At 68.1% G+C, this 14,084-nt stretch carries 15 protein-coding genes; 8 read left to right on the plus strand and 7 right to left on the minus strand.

The annotated features are described in order from the left end of the window. Positions 1 to 27: 27 nt before the first annotated feature. Together BUF17_RS10680 and BUF17_RS10685 are read left to right on the plus strand one after the other, a co-directional pair. Positions 28 to 1,533 (plus strand): FGGY-family carbohydrate kinase, encoded by a 1,506-nt coding sequence (locus BUF17_RS10680; protein WP_073628498.1) that lies wholly within the window; start codon positions 28 to 30, stop codon positions 1,531 to 1,533. Next, positions 1,530 to 2,270, plus strand: coding sequence for an HAD family hydrolase (locus tag BUF17_RS10685; RefSeq protein ID WP_084564465.1), 741 nt, complete (start codon positions 1,530 to 1,532; stop codon positions 2,268 to 2,270). The genes BUF17_RS10680 and BUF17_RS10685 overlap by 4 nt, the downstream gene beginning before the upstream one ends. Before the next feature lie 34 nt (positions 2,271 to 2,304). Here BUF17_RS10685 and BUF17_RS10690 read toward each other — a convergent pair whose 3' ends face one another. Next, a complete protein-coding gene (locus BUF17_RS10690; protein ID WP_073628500.1) occupies positions 2,305 to 2,493 on the minus strand; it encodes a DUF3008 family protein in 189 nt (62 codons plus the stop codon). Between the two features lie 288 nt (positions 2,494 to 2,781). On the opposite strand from BUF17_RS10690, the gene BUF17_RS10695 reads away from it, so the two are divergent. Then, a complete protein-coding gene (locus BUF17_RS10695) occupies positions 2,782 to 3,456 on the plus strand; it encodes an HAD family hydrolase (protein ID WP_073628502.1) in 675 nt (224 codons plus the stop codon). Positions 3,457 to 3,484: 28 nt separating this feature from the next. Here BUF17_RS10695 and BUF17_RS10700 read toward each other — a convergent pair whose 3' ends face one another. Then, positions 3,485 to 4,264 (minus strand): phosphodiesterase, encoded by a 780-nt coding sequence (locus BUF17_RS10700; protein ID WP_073628504.1) that lies wholly within the window; start codon positions 4,262 to 4,264, stop codon positions 3,485 to 3,487. A 22-nt stretch (positions 4,265 to 4,286) separates the two neighbouring features. Continuing rightward, positions 4,287 to 5,126, minus strand: a complete 840-nt coding sequence (locus BUF17_RS10705; RefSeq protein WP_073628506.1) for an inositol monophosphatase family protein — start codon at positions 5,124 to 5,126, stop codon at positions 4,287 to 4,289. Positions 5,127 to 5,603: 477 nt separating this feature from the next. Here BUF17_RS10705 and BUF17_RS10710 point away from each other — a divergent pair, with 477 nt between their 5' ends. Next, entirely contained in the window at positions 5,604 to 6,257 is a 654-nt protein-coding gene (locus tag BUF17_RS10710) for an SH3 domain-containing protein (protein WP_073628508.1), read from the plus strand. A gap of 132 nt (positions 6,258 to 6,389) precedes the next feature. On the opposite strand, the gene BUF17_RS10715 is transcribed toward BUF17_RS10710, so the two are convergent. The 3 genes from BUF17_RS10715 to BUF17_RS10725 all read right to left on the minus strand — a co-directional run bounded on the left by BUF17_RS10715 (position 6,390) and on the right by BUF17_RS10725 (position 9,166). Beyond that, a complete protein-coding gene (locus BUF17_RS10715) occupies positions 6,390 to 6,770 on the minus strand; it encodes a rhodanese-like domain-containing protein (RefSeq protein WP_073628510.1) in 381 nt (126 codons plus the stop codon). 120 nt (positions 6,771 to 6,890) lie between these two features. Continuing rightward, the gene (locus tag BUF17_RS10720; RefSeq protein ID WP_073629217.1) at positions 6,891 to 8,117 is read right to left on the minus strand and encodes an MFS transporter; all 1,227 of its coding nucleotides are present in this window, start codon (positions 8,115 to 8,117) and stop codon (positions 6,891 to 6,893) included. A gap of 134 nt (positions 8,118 to 8,251) precedes the next feature. Then, positions 8,252 to 9,166, minus strand: coding sequence for a LysR family transcriptional regulator (locus tag BUF17_RS10725; protein WP_073628512.1), 915 nt, complete (start codon positions 9,164 to 9,166; stop codon positions 8,252 to 8,254). Positions 9,167 to 9,343: 177 nt separating this feature from the next. Here BUF17_RS10725 and BUF17_RS10730 point away from each other — a divergent pair, with 177 nt between their 5' ends. Beyond that, complete coding sequence (locus BUF17_RS10730; RefSeq protein WP_073628514.1) at positions 9,344 to 10,519, plus strand: TDT family transporter; 1,176 nt, start codon at positions 9,344 to 9,346, stop codon at positions 10,517 to 10,519. 67 nt (positions 10,520 to 10,586) lie between these two features. Here BUF17_RS10730 and BUF17_RS10735 read toward each other — a convergent pair whose 3' ends face one another. After that, entirely contained in the window at positions 10,587 to 11,186 is a 600-nt protein-coding gene (locus BUF17_RS10735) for a nitroreductase family protein (RefSeq protein ID WP_073628516.1), read from the minus strand. Positions 11,187 to 11,464: 278 nt separating this feature from the next. On the opposite strand from BUF17_RS10735, the gene BUF17_RS10740 reads away from it, so the two are divergent. Genes BUF17_RS10740 through BUF17_RS10750 form a run of 3 tightly spaced genes read left to right on the plus strand, consistent with a single transcriptional unit; the run spans position 11,465 to position 14,062 of the window. Continuing rightward, the gene (locus BUF17_RS10740) at positions 11,465 to 12,337 is read left to right on the plus strand and encodes a DUF6502 family protein (protein ID WP_073628518.1); all 873 of its coding nucleotides are present in this window, start codon (positions 11,465 to 11,467) and stop codon (positions 12,335 to 12,337) included. After that, the gene (locus BUF17_RS10745; RefSeq protein WP_073628520.1) at positions 12,334 to 13,590 is read left to right on the plus strand and encodes a DUF5666 domain-containing protein; all 1,257 of its coding nucleotides are present in this window, start codon (positions 12,334 to 12,336) and stop codon (positions 13,588 to 13,590) included. The genes BUF17_RS10740 and BUF17_RS10745 overlap by 4 nt, the downstream gene beginning before the upstream one ends. Positions 13,591 to 13,621: 31 nt before the next feature. After that, positions 13,622 to 14,062 carry a MaoC family dehydratase gene (locus tag BUF17_RS10750; protein ID WP_073628522.1) on the plus strand — a complete coding sequence of 147 codons (441 nt, stop codon included), beginning with the start codon at positions 13,622 to 13,624 and terminating at the stop codon, positions 14,060 to 14,062. Positions 14,063 to 14,084 lie beyond the last annotated feature (22 nt).

The raw sequence follows: 14,084 nt of genomic DNA on the forward strand, positions 1-14,084 counted from the left end.
GTCGGCGAACTCCCGCGGAATAGCGACATGACCTGTGTTCTCGGCCTCGATATCGGCACTACGTCCACCATCGGCATCCTGATCCGCCTGCCGGATCAGGTGCTCGGCATCGCGTCACGGCCCGTGCGGCTGTCGACGCCCCATGCCGGCTGGGCGGAGGAAGATCCGGCGGAGTGGTGGTCCAATGTCTGCGACATCAGCCGGGAGCTGATTGCAAAGGCGGGCATCGACGGCGCGGAGATCGCGGCGATCGGTGCGGCCGGAATGCTGCCGGCCGTCGTGCTGCTCGATGAAGAAGGGCGCGTGCTGCGCCCGAGCATCCAGCAGAGCGACGGCCGATGCGGCGCGGAAGTCGCCGAACTCCGCGCCGAATATGACGAGGCAGCCTTCATCGCGAAGGCCGGCAACGGCATCAACCAGCAGCTCGTCACCGCCAAGCTGCGCTGGATCGCCCGCCACGAGCCGGACGTGTTCGCCCGAATCGCGACGGTGTTCGGCTCCTACGACTACGTGAACTGGCGGTTGACCGGCGAACGGGCGGTCGAGCAGAACTGGGCGCTTGAAGCCGGCTTCGTCGATGTCGGCCGGGGCGTGATCGACGACGAACTCGTCGCGCTCGCCCGGGTGCCGCGCGGCGCCGTGCCGCGTAAGATCGCGTCCCACGAGATTCTCGGCCGCGTCACCACCGAGGCGGCTGCCGCCACCGGGCTTGCCGCCGGAACCCCCGTGGTCGGTGGCGCCGCGGACATGATCGCCTCCGCGCTCGGCGCCGGCGTGGTCTCGGCTGGCGATGTCCTCCTCAAGTTCGGCGGCGCGGTCGACATCCTGACCGCGACGGACAAGGTGCAGCCCGATCCGCGCCTCTATCTCGACTATCACCTGATTCCCGGCCTGTTCATGCCGAACGGCTGCATGTCCACCGGCGGTTCGGTTCTGAACTGGTTCGTTCGCACGCTCGCGGGCGGCGAGGCGGCGGCCGCCGCGGCGGCGGGTGTCGGCCTGCACCAGCATCTCGATCGGCTGGCGGCCGAGAAGCCGGCGGGCGCCGAAGGGCTGACGGTGCTGCCCTATTTCCTCGGCGAGAAGACGCCGCTTCACGACCCCGCCGCGCGCGGCGTGTTCGAGGGGCTGACGCTCTCGCACGATATCGGCCACCTGTGGCGGGCGCTGCTCGAAGCCTATGCCTATGCGATCGTGCATCACGTCGAGGTTCTGCGCGACATGGGACACCGGGCCGAGCGGTTCGTGGTGTCGGATGGCGGATCCGCAAGCCGGGTTTGGATGCAGATCGTCGCCGACGTCCTGCAGCAACCCGTGCAGCGCCTGACGGGGCACCCCGGATCGTGCCTAGGTGCCGCTTGGACCGCCGCCATCGGCGCCGGCCTCACCAACGACTGGTCCGCCGTGTCGCGGTTCGTCGAGTTCGGAGACCGCCTCGAACCCAATGCCGCCAACGAAGCGGCCTATTCTGCCGGCTATAGCTGCTTCCGCGATCTCTACTGCCGGCTCTACGCCCCGGAGGCGCAGCCATGACCGATCAGCCCTTCCTGCAGGACGACGGATTGCCGTCCGCGAGCGAAATCGGCGGAAGTGCCTTTTCGACGCGCTCGGCGTCGGTTTGCGCTGTTCGCGATCTCGGCATTGAGGCGATCGCCTGGGATATCGACGGCACGCTCGTCGACAGCGAACCGTTGCATCACGAGGCGCTTGTCGCCGTGTGTGCCGACCTCGGGGTCGATGTGTCCGATCTCTCCCCCGATGTGTTCCGCGGCGTGCACATGGTCGACGTCTGGGCTGCGCTGCTGCCGCGCATGCCGAAACACGCCACCATGGAAGGCTGGATCGCGGCGACGGTCGATTATTACGTCGCCGCCCGCCATCGACTGGCGGCGATCGAGGGTGCGGTCGAGACCATCGAGGCGCTGGCCGCGATGGGCATTCCGCAGGTCTGCGTCTCCAATTCGAACCGTGCCGTGGTCGATGCCAATATCGCCGCCCTCGGCATCGCGCCGGCGCTGCGTTTTTCCATCAGCCTCGACGATGTGGCCGCCGGCAAGCCCGATCCGGAACCCTATCTCACCGCCGCGGTCCGTCTCGGTCTGCATCCCTCGCAGGTTCTCGCGGTTGAAGACAGCCGCTCGGGCGCGATGTCCGCACGCGCAGCGGGATTGCGGCTCGCCGCCTTCATCCCCGGCGGTCTCGATGCCGGTGAAATCGGCGAGGCCGATCTCGTCGCCTCGCGAATCTCCCGCGTCCTCGACCTGTTCTGAGAGATCCTGAACCGTCCGCCTCGCCCGGCGGTGGTCAGGATTTCTTCGTCCGCGTCGGCTTTCCCTTGCGCGACGTGGATGCCATGTCGTGCAGTTCCTTTTCCGTCATCGATTTTTCCATGCTCCGCGACGCGCCCTTCAGGCTGCTTTCGGAGCGTTCGCCGCGCTTTGCGGCCAGGGCGGCGCCTGCCGCCTTCTGCTGGGCCTGCGATTTCGCCGGCATGTGATCTCTCCTTCCGGATCGAATGCGAGCCCCCGTCACCCGCGATTGGAACGGGCGGCGCCCTGAATGGTTGCATGATCGGGTCGCCCGCGGGCGTGTTCCCGCGCCGGCGAGTGCCGGTCATCGACGGTCACAGGCTCAAGCCGTTGAATCCGGCGCCCTTTGCTGTCTGTCGGCTCGTTCCATCCGGTCCGAAAGGGCTCTAATCTCGGACCGTGGCCGTCAAGCTGCCGCGCCGGCCGGACGAGGCGTCCGACGGACAAGAAATCGCTCAAGGGAGATCCAACGATGCGCGCCCAGTCGTCCTTCATCTTCGACCTCGATGGGACTCTCGTCGACAGCGTCTACCAGCACGTTCTCTCCTGGAAGGAAGCGCTGGACGAGGAGAACATCGATCTCGCAGTGTGGCGCATCCATCGAAAGATCGGCATGAGCGGAGGCCTGTTCACCAACCAGCTCCTGCGCGAAACCGGCTATGAACTCGACCCTGAGAAGATCGACCGGCTGCGGATACTCCATGCCCGGGCCTACACGCGCTATGGCCAGTCGGTCAGGCCGTTGCCCGGCGCGAAGGCGCTGCTCGCCGCGCTAACCGACAACGGCATTCCCTGGGCGATCGCGACGAGCGGGCGCATGGAGACCGCGGCCATCAATCTCGCGAGCCTCGGCATCGATCCAGACAAGGTGACGGTGATCACCCGCGACCTCGTCAAGTACGCCAAGCCCGAGCCGGACCTGTTCCTGGCGGCAGCGGATCGCCTCGGCATCCCCATCGAATCCTCGGTCGTGGTCGGCGACAGCATCTGGGACATGCTGGCGGCAGCCCGCTGCCGGGCCCTCGGTATCGGCCTGCTATGCGGCGGATATGGTGCCGCGGAACTGCAGGCGGCCCATGCCTATCGCGTGTTCGATGATCCGCAGGACCTGCTCGATCATCTCGACGAGGTTGGCGGCAGGCGCTGACGCCGGCCCATTCCCTGCGACGCCGGCATCACGAGCGCGGCGGCGGCAGCGGAAATTCCCGCATGTGCAACATGAGGCCGGCGGCGTCGATAACGGCGATGCCGTAGGCCGGCGCCTCGTAGGACACGCCTGCGCGTGCGCCCGTCATCTCCAGCCCCATCTGGTGGTTGGTTCCCCGCAGCACGCTGACGGGGATACCGTGCCACGACCCGAAGATCGGCCGGTGGACGTGGCCGGCGAACACATGCCGGACGCCTCCATGCGCCTTCAGGCGGTGCGCGAGCGCATCGGCGTCCGCTTCCGCCAACCGGCAGGCGTCGATGGCGGGGATGTGGACGGCGAACGGCGGATGGTGCAGGAAGACATATACCGTGCGCTCCGCAGCCTCCTCAAGACGGGCGTCGAGCCACGCGAGTCGGGCGGCACAGAGCCGGCCCCCGACATGGCCGGGATCGAGCGAGTCGAGGAAGATCAGCCGCCCCGTCGGCCAATCGAGCACGGACTGCACGAATCCGTTTTCATCGACCTCCGCATCCGGAAAGGCGCCGCGGAATGCCGGCCGATCGTCATGGTTGCCGAGCAGCAGCCGAACGGGAATGGGGAATGCCCGCAACCGCTCGGCGAGCGCCGCATAGGCCTCCGGTTGGCCGTCATTGGTGAGATCGCCTGTCAGCACGCAGACGGCGGCATCGGCATGGTGGCGGAGGATGTCGACAAGGCAGGCGTCGAGCCCCGCATAGGGATCGAGGCCTGCGACGGTCTCGCCCGGGCGGGCGAGATGCAGGTCGGTCACCTGGACGATCTTCATCGGAGCGCCTTTCCGCGATTCGTCAGGAAGACGGGGCGCTGGCCGCCAGCAGGGCTTCGAGCGGCTCGCGAACGTGGGGGGCGCCCGCCAGCAGCGGGGCGCGGTGCGTCGTCGCCGGGTCCTCGGGGAAGGCCGACGTCCAGCCGCCCGCCTCGCGGATCAGGCAAAGACCCGCGGCGCAGTCCCAAAGATTGATCGACTGTTCCTGATAGGCGATCAGACGCCCACAAGAGACGTGGGCCAGCGTCAGCGCGCCCGATCCGTTGCGCATGAACATCCCGCCTGCATCCAGCAGCGTGGTGATGAAGCCGCCGATGGCCGCGCCGGGAACCTTGTGATTGCCGCCGACGCCGACGAGCCCGGTGGAGATGTCGTAACGGCTGTCGACGGAGATCGCGCGACCGTTCAGCGTCACGCCCCGCCCGGCAAGGGCGGCGAACAGCTCGTCCGCGTTCGGATCGTAGATCAGCCCGAAAAGCGTGGTGCCGCCGGAGCACAGCGCGACGGAGACGCACCAGGTGGTCACGCCGTGCAGGAAGCAGCTCGTGCCGTCGATGGGGTCCACCACCCACACATAAGGCGCGTCGCCGGCAGCGAGGCCGTCTTCCTCGCCGAGGAAGCCGTCCTCGGGAAAGGCGGCGGCGACACGGGCGCGGATCAGGGCCTCGACCTCTCGGTCCGCGGACGTCGCCACGTCCTGGCCGTTGAACTTCACGTCGACCGATAGGGTCTCGATCTCGCCGAAGCGCACACGCGCCAGCCGGCCGGCCTCGGTGATGATGTCGCGCGCGGCGGCGAAACGGGCTTCGAGGGCGGGAAGGGCGGCTGTCACGAGGGACGCGGCCAGAGTGTGGGACGACATGGAGGTCTCCAGGGGGCCACCGGCCGGAATGCCGGCGTCTCGTCGAACGGTCTCGCCGCCGCCGGGGGAGGAGCAACGGCGCTAGGGCGCCGGCCCGCGACGGGGCGCCGCGGATCGGGTTTAGCGTTCGTTCTCGCCCGTGGAAAGCCGTTTCGGGCAAACCGTTGCCTGCTGGGTGTCCTGTCGTGCTGCTCGTGGAACATGGCTGGCAAACCCTGCCGCTGTTCGGGAAACACCTGCCTCACCGCCCTTTGGGGAAACGAACAGCGGCGAGCGGCGTTCTTCTGCCGGTCATCGGCCCGCGGGGCCTCAGGTCACGCCGCCGAAGGCCGATTTACGAACGGCTCACGCGGCCGTGATAGCAATGGCATTCCTTCATGCGTCGGCATGGCGGGCGCCGGCCGCTTTGATAACGAAGGCGGGAAATGCTGGCGCCTGGGGTCAACCCGGCGGCGGTGGCAGGCAAGGAGTTCTGGAATGTTGAATCTGCTCAGGAAATCCGTCCGGCTGGCGGGTGCGGCCATTGTGGCGATCAGCCTCGCCGGCGCGGTGGGCCTCATCTCCGCGCAGCCCTCGGCCGCAGCTTCGGCCGCGGTCGCCACCACCAACGTGAACCTCCGCGCGGGACCGGGTACGAACTATCCGGTCGTCACGTCGATGCCGCGCGGAGCGTCGCTTGCGGTCTATGGCTGCCTTGCAGGCTACACGTGGTGCGATGTGTCGTGGGGGCAGAGCCGCGGCTGGGTCGCCGCCAACTACGTTCAGGTGGTCTACCAGGGCCGCCCGGTCGTGCTCACGCCAGCCCTCGCGCCGGCCATCGGCCTCACGGTGGTCGCGTTCAATCAGGCCTACTGGAACACGTATTATGCCAACAGGCCGTGGTACGGCCAGTGGAACCGCTACTACGCTCCGCCGCGCGGCGGCTATCACGCGGGGGCCACGGGCTGCGTCCGCGGACCGAATGGCGCTGGTTGCGGTCATGCCGGAACGACGGTCGGGCCGAACGGCGGCTATCACAGCGGCCGGACGGGATGCGTGCGCGGTCCGAACGGCGGCGGTTGCGGTCACGTCGGCACCACGACCGGCCCGTGGGGCAACACCGTGACACGCGGCGGAGGCGTCCGTTACTGATCCGCGTCGGGCTTTGATGCCCGCGCATGATCCCGCGGAGCGCATCGCCAGTATGGAAGCATCAGGACCGCACCATGTCGCCGGTGCGGTCCTTCGCGTTCTGGGTTCCGACGGCGCGTCGGTAAAGCTCACTCAGGCGTCGGCCACCCTGTGCGCGGAGCCGTTCGCCGGATCGATGGAAATGTAGGGCAGGCCGGCGGCCCGCCACGCCATGAAGCCGCCGTCCATGTGGATCAGCGACGTGACGCCGAGCGCCGCACAGGCCTCCGCCACGGCGCGGGACCGCTTCCCCGACCCGCAATGCAGGACCACCGGCTTGTCGCCGGCCATCGGCAGGTCGGCCGCCGGTACGGAGGCCATCGGCGCAAGCAGCGCACCCTCGATGTGGCCCTGGACGTACTCGCCCGGTGTGCGCACGTCGATCAGGGTGATCTCGTGCCGGTCGAGCGCGGCCTTCACTTCTTCCGGCGCCCAGTTCTCCAGAACGGCCTCGCCGATTGTTTCAGAGTGCATTTGATCCATCTCCGGTCTGCTGAAGCCGCTCAGGTCGGCGCGACATGAGACGGCGGGATTATGTCGTGCTTGTGGGCGAGCGGCCTGCTTGATCGAGACCCGCCCGCGCGGAAGCAATCTCTAAATCGACTTCGGAGCCGCGCGGTGCCTCAGTCCCGCCACCAGCAGGAGCGGCACGAGGATGACCGCGACGGCGGGAAACACGAACAGATTGATGGTCTGCCAGCCCGCCGCATTGAGCAGCGTGCCCGACAGGAACGAGGCCGCCGCGACGGCCCCGAACATCAGGAAATCGTTGGCGCCCTGCACTTTGGCGCGCTCCTGCGGGGTGTGGCAGTCCGTGATCATCGCGGTCGCGCCGATGAAGCCGAAGTTCCAGCCGACGCCGAGCAGAACGAGCGACAGCCAGAACGCCGTCAGGTCGAGCCCGCCGAGCGCGACGATCGCCGCGGCCGCGATCAGGGCGAGCCCGGCGGCCGTCACGACCTCCTTGCCGAACCGGGCGATCAGCCGGCCGGTGAAGAAGCTCGGACCGAACATCGCCAGCACGTGCCACTGGATTCCGAGCGCGGCCTCGCCGACGCTGTGGCCGCAATCCACCATGGCGATGGGCGCGGCGGTCATGATGAACGTCATCAGCCCGTAGGAAACGATGCCGGCGGCAAGCGCCAGCAGGAAGCGCGGCGACCGCAGGATGACGCCGAGCGGGCGGCCGCCGCCCTGCCGAAGCACCGTGACCGGCGGCGTGCGCAGCATGGCGAGGATCGGCAGCGCCATCAGCGCGACGGCGGCCTGGCTCAGGAAACTGCCGGCGAACGGCAGGCCCGGCAGCATGTCACGGGTCCAGATCACGAGTTGCGGGCCGATCACCGCGGCAGCGAGGCCGCCGATCATCACCCGCGAGATCGCAACTCCGCGCATGTCGTGGGGAACCGCGTCTGCGGCGGCAAAGCGGTAGCTCTGAACGTAGGCCGCGTAGAAGCCCGCGACCATCGTGCCGATGCAGAACAGCCAGAACAGGCCGGCCACGATACCGCTTGCCGCCAGCAGGCCCGCCACGGCGCCGAACACCGCACCGAGAAGGTAGCCGTTCCGCCGGCCGAACCGCCGCATCACCAGAGCCGCCGGCAGCGTGCCGAGCGCAAGGCCGAGATTGAACAGGCTGACCGGCAGGGTCACCAGGGCCGCGCTCGGCGCCAGCATCTGGCCGACCAGGCCGCCGAGCGAAACCACGATGGAGGGACTTGCGCCGCCCAAGGCCTGCGCGGCCATCAGCACCCGAACGTTGCGGCGGCCAAGCCGGCCTTCGGCATCGACGGAGACGGGCCGGGCAGTGTCGTCGGTCATGATGAGGCCGTTGATTCCGAGGCGAACATCGCTCTCGATAGCGAAGCGGCGGGGATTGGGCAATACTGCAGGAAAGTCTCTGAAGTCGCTATAAAGAATAGATTTTGCCTATGCTGCCCCACGTTGGCCGAGAGCTATCCGGCTTTCTTCCGGCGGCGCTCGCCACCGCTCGGGGGCAGAAGTGCTGCCAGCAGGGCGCCGCCGGCGCGGCTTGGCTCGCGGTCGCGATGGTGCAGCACGTGGAAGGCGCGTGTGGGAAGCGGAAAGTCGACCGCCGCAATCAGGCCGGCTTCCAATCCAGCCGCCGCGACCGAACCGGAGATCGCCGCTGCCCCCGCACCGGCTTCCACTGCCGCCCGCACCGCCTCGTTCGACGGCAGTTCAAGCGCGACGGGCAGGCGTTCGGGCTCGATCCCCCGCGCCGCCAGGGCGGTCTCAAACGCGGAGCGCGTGCCCGAGCCCGATTCCCGCATCACCCAGGCGCTTTGCGGCAGATCTTCTGGTGCGATGGCCCGGCCGCTCGCCCACGGATGATCGGGGGCCACGATCACCACGAGCTGGTCGAGAGCGACCCTTCGCGCCACGAGCGCGGGATTGTCGACGGCTCCTTCGACGAAGCCGAGTTCGGCACTCCGGCTCTCGACGGCATCGGCCACCTCCGCCGTGTTGCCGACCTTCAGGTCGATCCGGATCTGGGGATGCTCCCGGCGAAACGCGACGAGGCGCGGCGGCAGCCAGTAGCCCGCGATCGTCTGGCTGGCGTGAAGGCTGATCGAGCCGCGTGCCAGCGCGCCGAAATCGCTCAGGACCTGCTCTGCCGCTTCCGCCCGTGCCAGCACCGCCCGGGCTTCGACCAGGAACGCGCGTCCGGTCTCCGTCAGCGCGATGCCGCGACCGACGCGGTCGAACAGGCGGGTATCGTGGCGGCTTTCCAGCGCGGCGATCGCATTGCTCGCCGCGGACTGCGCGAGGTTGAGTGCCCTCGCGGCGCGCGTGACATGCTGGCGTTCGGCCACGGCCACGAAAATTCGAAGCTGTTCCAGTGTCATGGCTGCTCCAGGGTCACGCCGCCGTTGCATCGGGACGCTAGCTTCTCCGTAGCGGAGGGCGGGCGCATGGCGCGGACAATCAATCTTAAAATCGGATTGTATAAACCGAAATCATATATTGGATAAATCGATTTCGCGGCGCTACTTTTCTGCCAGTCAAGTCAAGGGGTCACGACAATGGGTTACGACAGAGGCGCTGCGCTGCCGGGGCTGGGTGCACGGCTCGGCCTGCGAATGCGCGAAACGATCCGCCAGTTCACGCCGAACTGGTTCACGGTCACCATGGGAACGGGTGTTCTCGCGCTGGCGCTCAATCAGTTCCCGTTCGCATTCACCGGCCAGCACGAGATCGGCCGTGCGCTTTGGATGCTGGATATCTGCCTGTTCGTGCTGTTCAGCCTGCTCTACGCCGCCCGCTGGATTATCTTCTTCGATGGCGCCCGGCGCATCTTCGGCCACTCGGTGGTGTCGATGTTCTTCGGTGCGATCCCGATGGGTCTCGCGACCATCATCAACGGCTTCCTCGCCTTCGGCATCCCCATGTGGGGCGAAGGGGTCGTGCCGGTCGCGCTCGGGCTCTGGTGGCTGGACGTGGCGATGGCCGTCGCGTGCGGCGTGCTCATCCCCTACATGATGTTCACGCGCCAGGAGCATTCCATCGGCAAGATGACCGCGGTGTGGCTGCTGCCGGTGGTCGCCGCCGAGGTCGCCGCGGTGAGCGGTGCCCAGCTCCTGCCTCATCTCGCGGGAGAAGAGGCCTTCCGGACGCTGGTGCTGAGCTACGTTCTTTGGGCGTTCTCGGTGCCGCTCGCCATGAGCATCCTGGTGATCCTCGTGCTTCGCCTCGCTCTGCACAAGCTGCCGAGCCGGGACATGGCGGCTTCGGGCTGGCTGGCGCTCGGCCCCATCGGCACCGGTGCTCTCGGGCTCGTGCTGCTCGGCAGCAATTCCGGCCCGGTATTCGCCGCGGCCGGTCTGCCGGAGGTCGGTACCGTCGCCCTCGGCATCGGCATCGTCGGCGGCATCATGCTGTGGGGATACGGTGTGTGGTGGCTGCTGCTCGCCGTGCTCAAGACCGCCCGCTACGTTCGCGAGGGCATGCCGTTCAACATCGGCTGGTGGGGCTTCACCTTCCCGCTCGGCGTCTACTCGCTCGCCACGCTGGCGCTTGGCCGGGCGACCCACCTCGACGCCTTCGCCGCGATCGGCGCCGGCCTCATCGTCTGCCTCGCGGCTTTCTGGGTGACGGTCGCGGTGCGCACCCTCCACGGTGCATGGCTCGGCTACCTGTTCGTCTCGCCCTGCCTGCTGACGACGAGTTCCGATACCCGCGTTGAAGCGGACTTCGTCTGACAACGAAAAACGGCGGCGCACCCCCTCAGGATGCGCCGCCCTTCGTTCGTTTGTTCGTCCGCCCGGTTCAGGCCGCCGGGAAGCTGCCCTCGAAGGCGATCTCGGAGAGCGGCTTGCGCGGGCTCGGCTGCTCGCGGGCCTGCAGGCCTTCTGGCAGGATCGACTTGTCGCCGAGCTTGCCGATCGCGACCGCCGCTTCGATCCGGTAGACCTCGGGAATGGCAAGGTCCGCGTGGGCCTTGTCGAAGTCGACGCCCGTCATCGCGTGGACGTGCCAGCCCGACTTGACGGCCTGGTGCGCCAGGGCAGACCACGCGGCACCCGCATCGAACGAGTGGCTGTAGGACGGCGTGTCGTGATCGGCGCCCGGCGTGCGGACCATGGAGCTCGACAGCACGACGACGAGCGCGGATGCGTTCTTGGCCCAGCTCTGGTTGAACGGGTTGAGCACGCCGAGCACCTTGTCCCAGAACGGCGTGCCGCGGCGGGCGTAGATGAACCGCCAGGGCTGGATGTTGAAAGCCGAGGGCGCCCAGCGGGCGGCCTCGAGCAGCGTCAGCAGCTCTTCCTCGGAAATCTCGGCGCCCGACATGGCACGCGGCGACCAGCGCTCGAGAAAGACCGTATCGATCGGGTGGTCCGCTTGCCGCGAGTTGGCGTATGTCATCTGGAACTCCGGGTTCGCGCCTTCGACCGCGAGGGAGGCCGGGCCGGGCAGGCGCTGCGATGTGACGGTTCGGCAACGGGCGGGCGCGGCTCGGGGGGCGCACACGCTCATCGCGGACGGAACGTCCGCTGCCGTGCGGACTTTTGCCGAGGCCCGGCCGGTTGTCCATAGCCTTCGCCGTTGCGAACCGGGAACAGTGCGTCGCCGTCTGGCCGCAACTCGCCGGGTACGATTTTGTGGGATTGTCTCCCACATGCCTGGTCCGCTATGCTTGAGTCATGTCCGGACCGCCGTCGACAGAACCGTCTTCGCCACCGCCCGATGCGTCGAGGCTGCATGCGCCCCTGGCGCGCGTGCTGCGTCCGCTCGTGCGTCTGATGATCCGAAGCGGCGTCACCTTCCCGGCGCTCGTCGACCTGTTGCGCGAACTCTATGTGAACGTCGCCGAATACGACTTCGCGCTGCCGGGAAAGGAACAGACCGACAGCCGCGTGAGCCTGCTGACGGGCATTCACCGCAAGGAGGTGCGCCGCCTGCGCGGCGCCGGCGCGCCGGTGCAGACCGTGCCGACGAGCCTGTCGCGGACGAGCCGCATCATCGCGCGCTGGCTCGCGGAGCCGGGCTATATCGATGCCGCCGGCCATCCCCTGCCGCTCCCGCGGACCGCGCCGGAAGGCCAGCCGTCGTTCGATGCCCTGGTGTCTGCGGTCACGCGGGATGTGCGCCCCCGCGCGGTCCTGGACGAGTGGCTCGACAGCAAGATCGTCGTGCTCGATGACGAGGAGCGCATCGTGCTCACCGAGGCGGCCTTCATCCCCCGCGGTGATGACGACCGGAAGCTGCATTATTTCAGCCGCAACCTCCACGACCACGCCGAAGCGGCCGTCAGCAACATCCTCAGCCCGCAGCCCCGCTTCATGGAGCGCTCGGTGCATTACGACAGGCTTTCGGCGCCGCTGGCACGCGATCTCGCCGCCCGCTCGCGGGCGCTGGCGATGGAGGCATTGCAGGCCGCCAACCGCGAGGCCCATGCCGCCTGCCAGAGCGACCCAGGCGGCAGCAGCCGCTGGAATTTCGGCGTCTATGTCTATGTCGAGGATGGCGAGGCGGCGCCGCCGCCGGAGCCCGGCCATCGAGAGGTGGAACCGTGAGCGGCCGTTTGACATGGACCCGCAGGGGGCTGCTGCGCGCGCTCGGCAGTGCCGCGCTCGCCATCCCCGCACTTGCGCAGGCCGCGTCCGGCCCGCGCGCGTCAGGCGCGGCCCTTCCCTCCGGCGGCGACGAGGATCGCGGCATCGGCGGCACCGGCATTGTCGGCACGATCCAGAAATTCGGCAGCATTTTCGTCAACGATGTCCGTGTCGCCTATCCGAAGGACGCCGCGGTCACCATCGACGGTCTTGCCACAGACACCGCAGCGCTTCGTATCGGTCAGGTCGTGCATCTCGTCGCCAGTCCCACCGGTACCGGACTGGACACGACGAGGATCGCGATCGTCAGCGAAGTCGTCGGCCCGATCGAAGAGGTGACGGCGCAGGGCCTCGTCGTCCTCGGCCAGCGGGTGGACACGACCCGGGTGGAGAACCGTCATGGAGCATGGCGTGTCGGGGAGCGCGTCGCCGTCAGCGGCCTGCGTATGCCCGGCGGAACCATTGCTGCGACATTGCTGGCTCGCCCCGCGGGCCGGACGGATCTCGTTCGCGGCCTCCTCTCGGTCGACGGGCGGGCGAACCGCATCGGGGGCCTCGATCTTCTCGGACTCCCCGTGCAACCCGCGCCGGCCGTGCTGGACGGACGCCGCGTCGTCGCCCGGGGCTGGATGACGGACCGCGGCTTCATGGCGGCGTCGCTAGAGCCTGACGCCATCCTTCCCTCGTATACGGGTGGTCGCTGGCTGATCGAGGCCTATGTGCAACGCTCCGGAGCCGGTCTCGAAGTCGGCAACGGCCTCGTCGTCTCCGATCCCGGCGGCGCATTGCAGGACACCGTGACGACGCAGCCCGAGCACACCGTCGTCGACGTCACTGCTCAGTCAAACGGCGCCCTCGGCATTGCCGCTCTCGGCGGCGGATGGCAGGGCATCGGAACCACGCCCGAGCGTGCCTTCATCAATGTGATCAGCCAGTTGGACGGGACGGTGAGTTTCACAGGCATGCGCCTCGACGGCGGTGGTTCGGTCCAGATCGGTTCATCCGGTCTGTTCGGCGGGGGCGGCACGGGCGGCTTTACGGGCGGAGCTTTGCACGGTGGAAGCTTCCCCGCGGGCGGCCTGCAGGGCATGTCAGCGCCAGGGATGACGGGTCCGTCCGGCCTGTTCGGTGGCCGCGCCTCGATGCCGGCCGGCTTCGGTGGGCTGGGCCACGGGCCGTTCGGAGCGGGGATGCCGTCGAACTTCAGGCGCTGATTTCGAGACGAGAATATCGGGAGGGCTCCGAATGGTGATCGGGCACAAGGTGGAAGACCTGCCGTTCTCGCTTGGTGACAGCTTCGGCAAGAGCCATCACTTCGATGTCGAATCCGTTGGCCTGTTCGCGACGCTGGCTGGCGACGACAACCCGCTACACCATGATGCCAAGGCAGCCGCGGCATCGCGCTTCGGCGGGCTGATCGTCAGCGGGGCCCAGATCATCGCCGTCATGATCGGATGCGCAGCGTCCTACTTCAATGCGCGGGGAAGGGCCCTCGGCCTCGGCATGAACGTGTCGTTCCGCCGAGCCGTGAACGCCGGAACGACGGCGACGATCGAGTGGACCATCGACTCGATCGCGTGGAAGGAAAGCCTCGGCGGGCATGTGATCACGACCACCGGCACCCTGAAGACTCTGGAGGGCGCGACCGCCGCGTCCGCCGTCGCAAGCTGCGTCTTCTTCGGTTGAAGAGGAGAGCGGGTTGTTCCGA

The sequence above is a fragment of the Pseudoxanthobacter soli DSM 19599 genome (assembly GCF_900148505.1).
GTDB lineage: Bacteria > Pseudomonadota > Alphaproteobacteria > Rhizobiales > Segnochrobactraceae > Pseudoxanthobacter > Pseudoxanthobacter soli.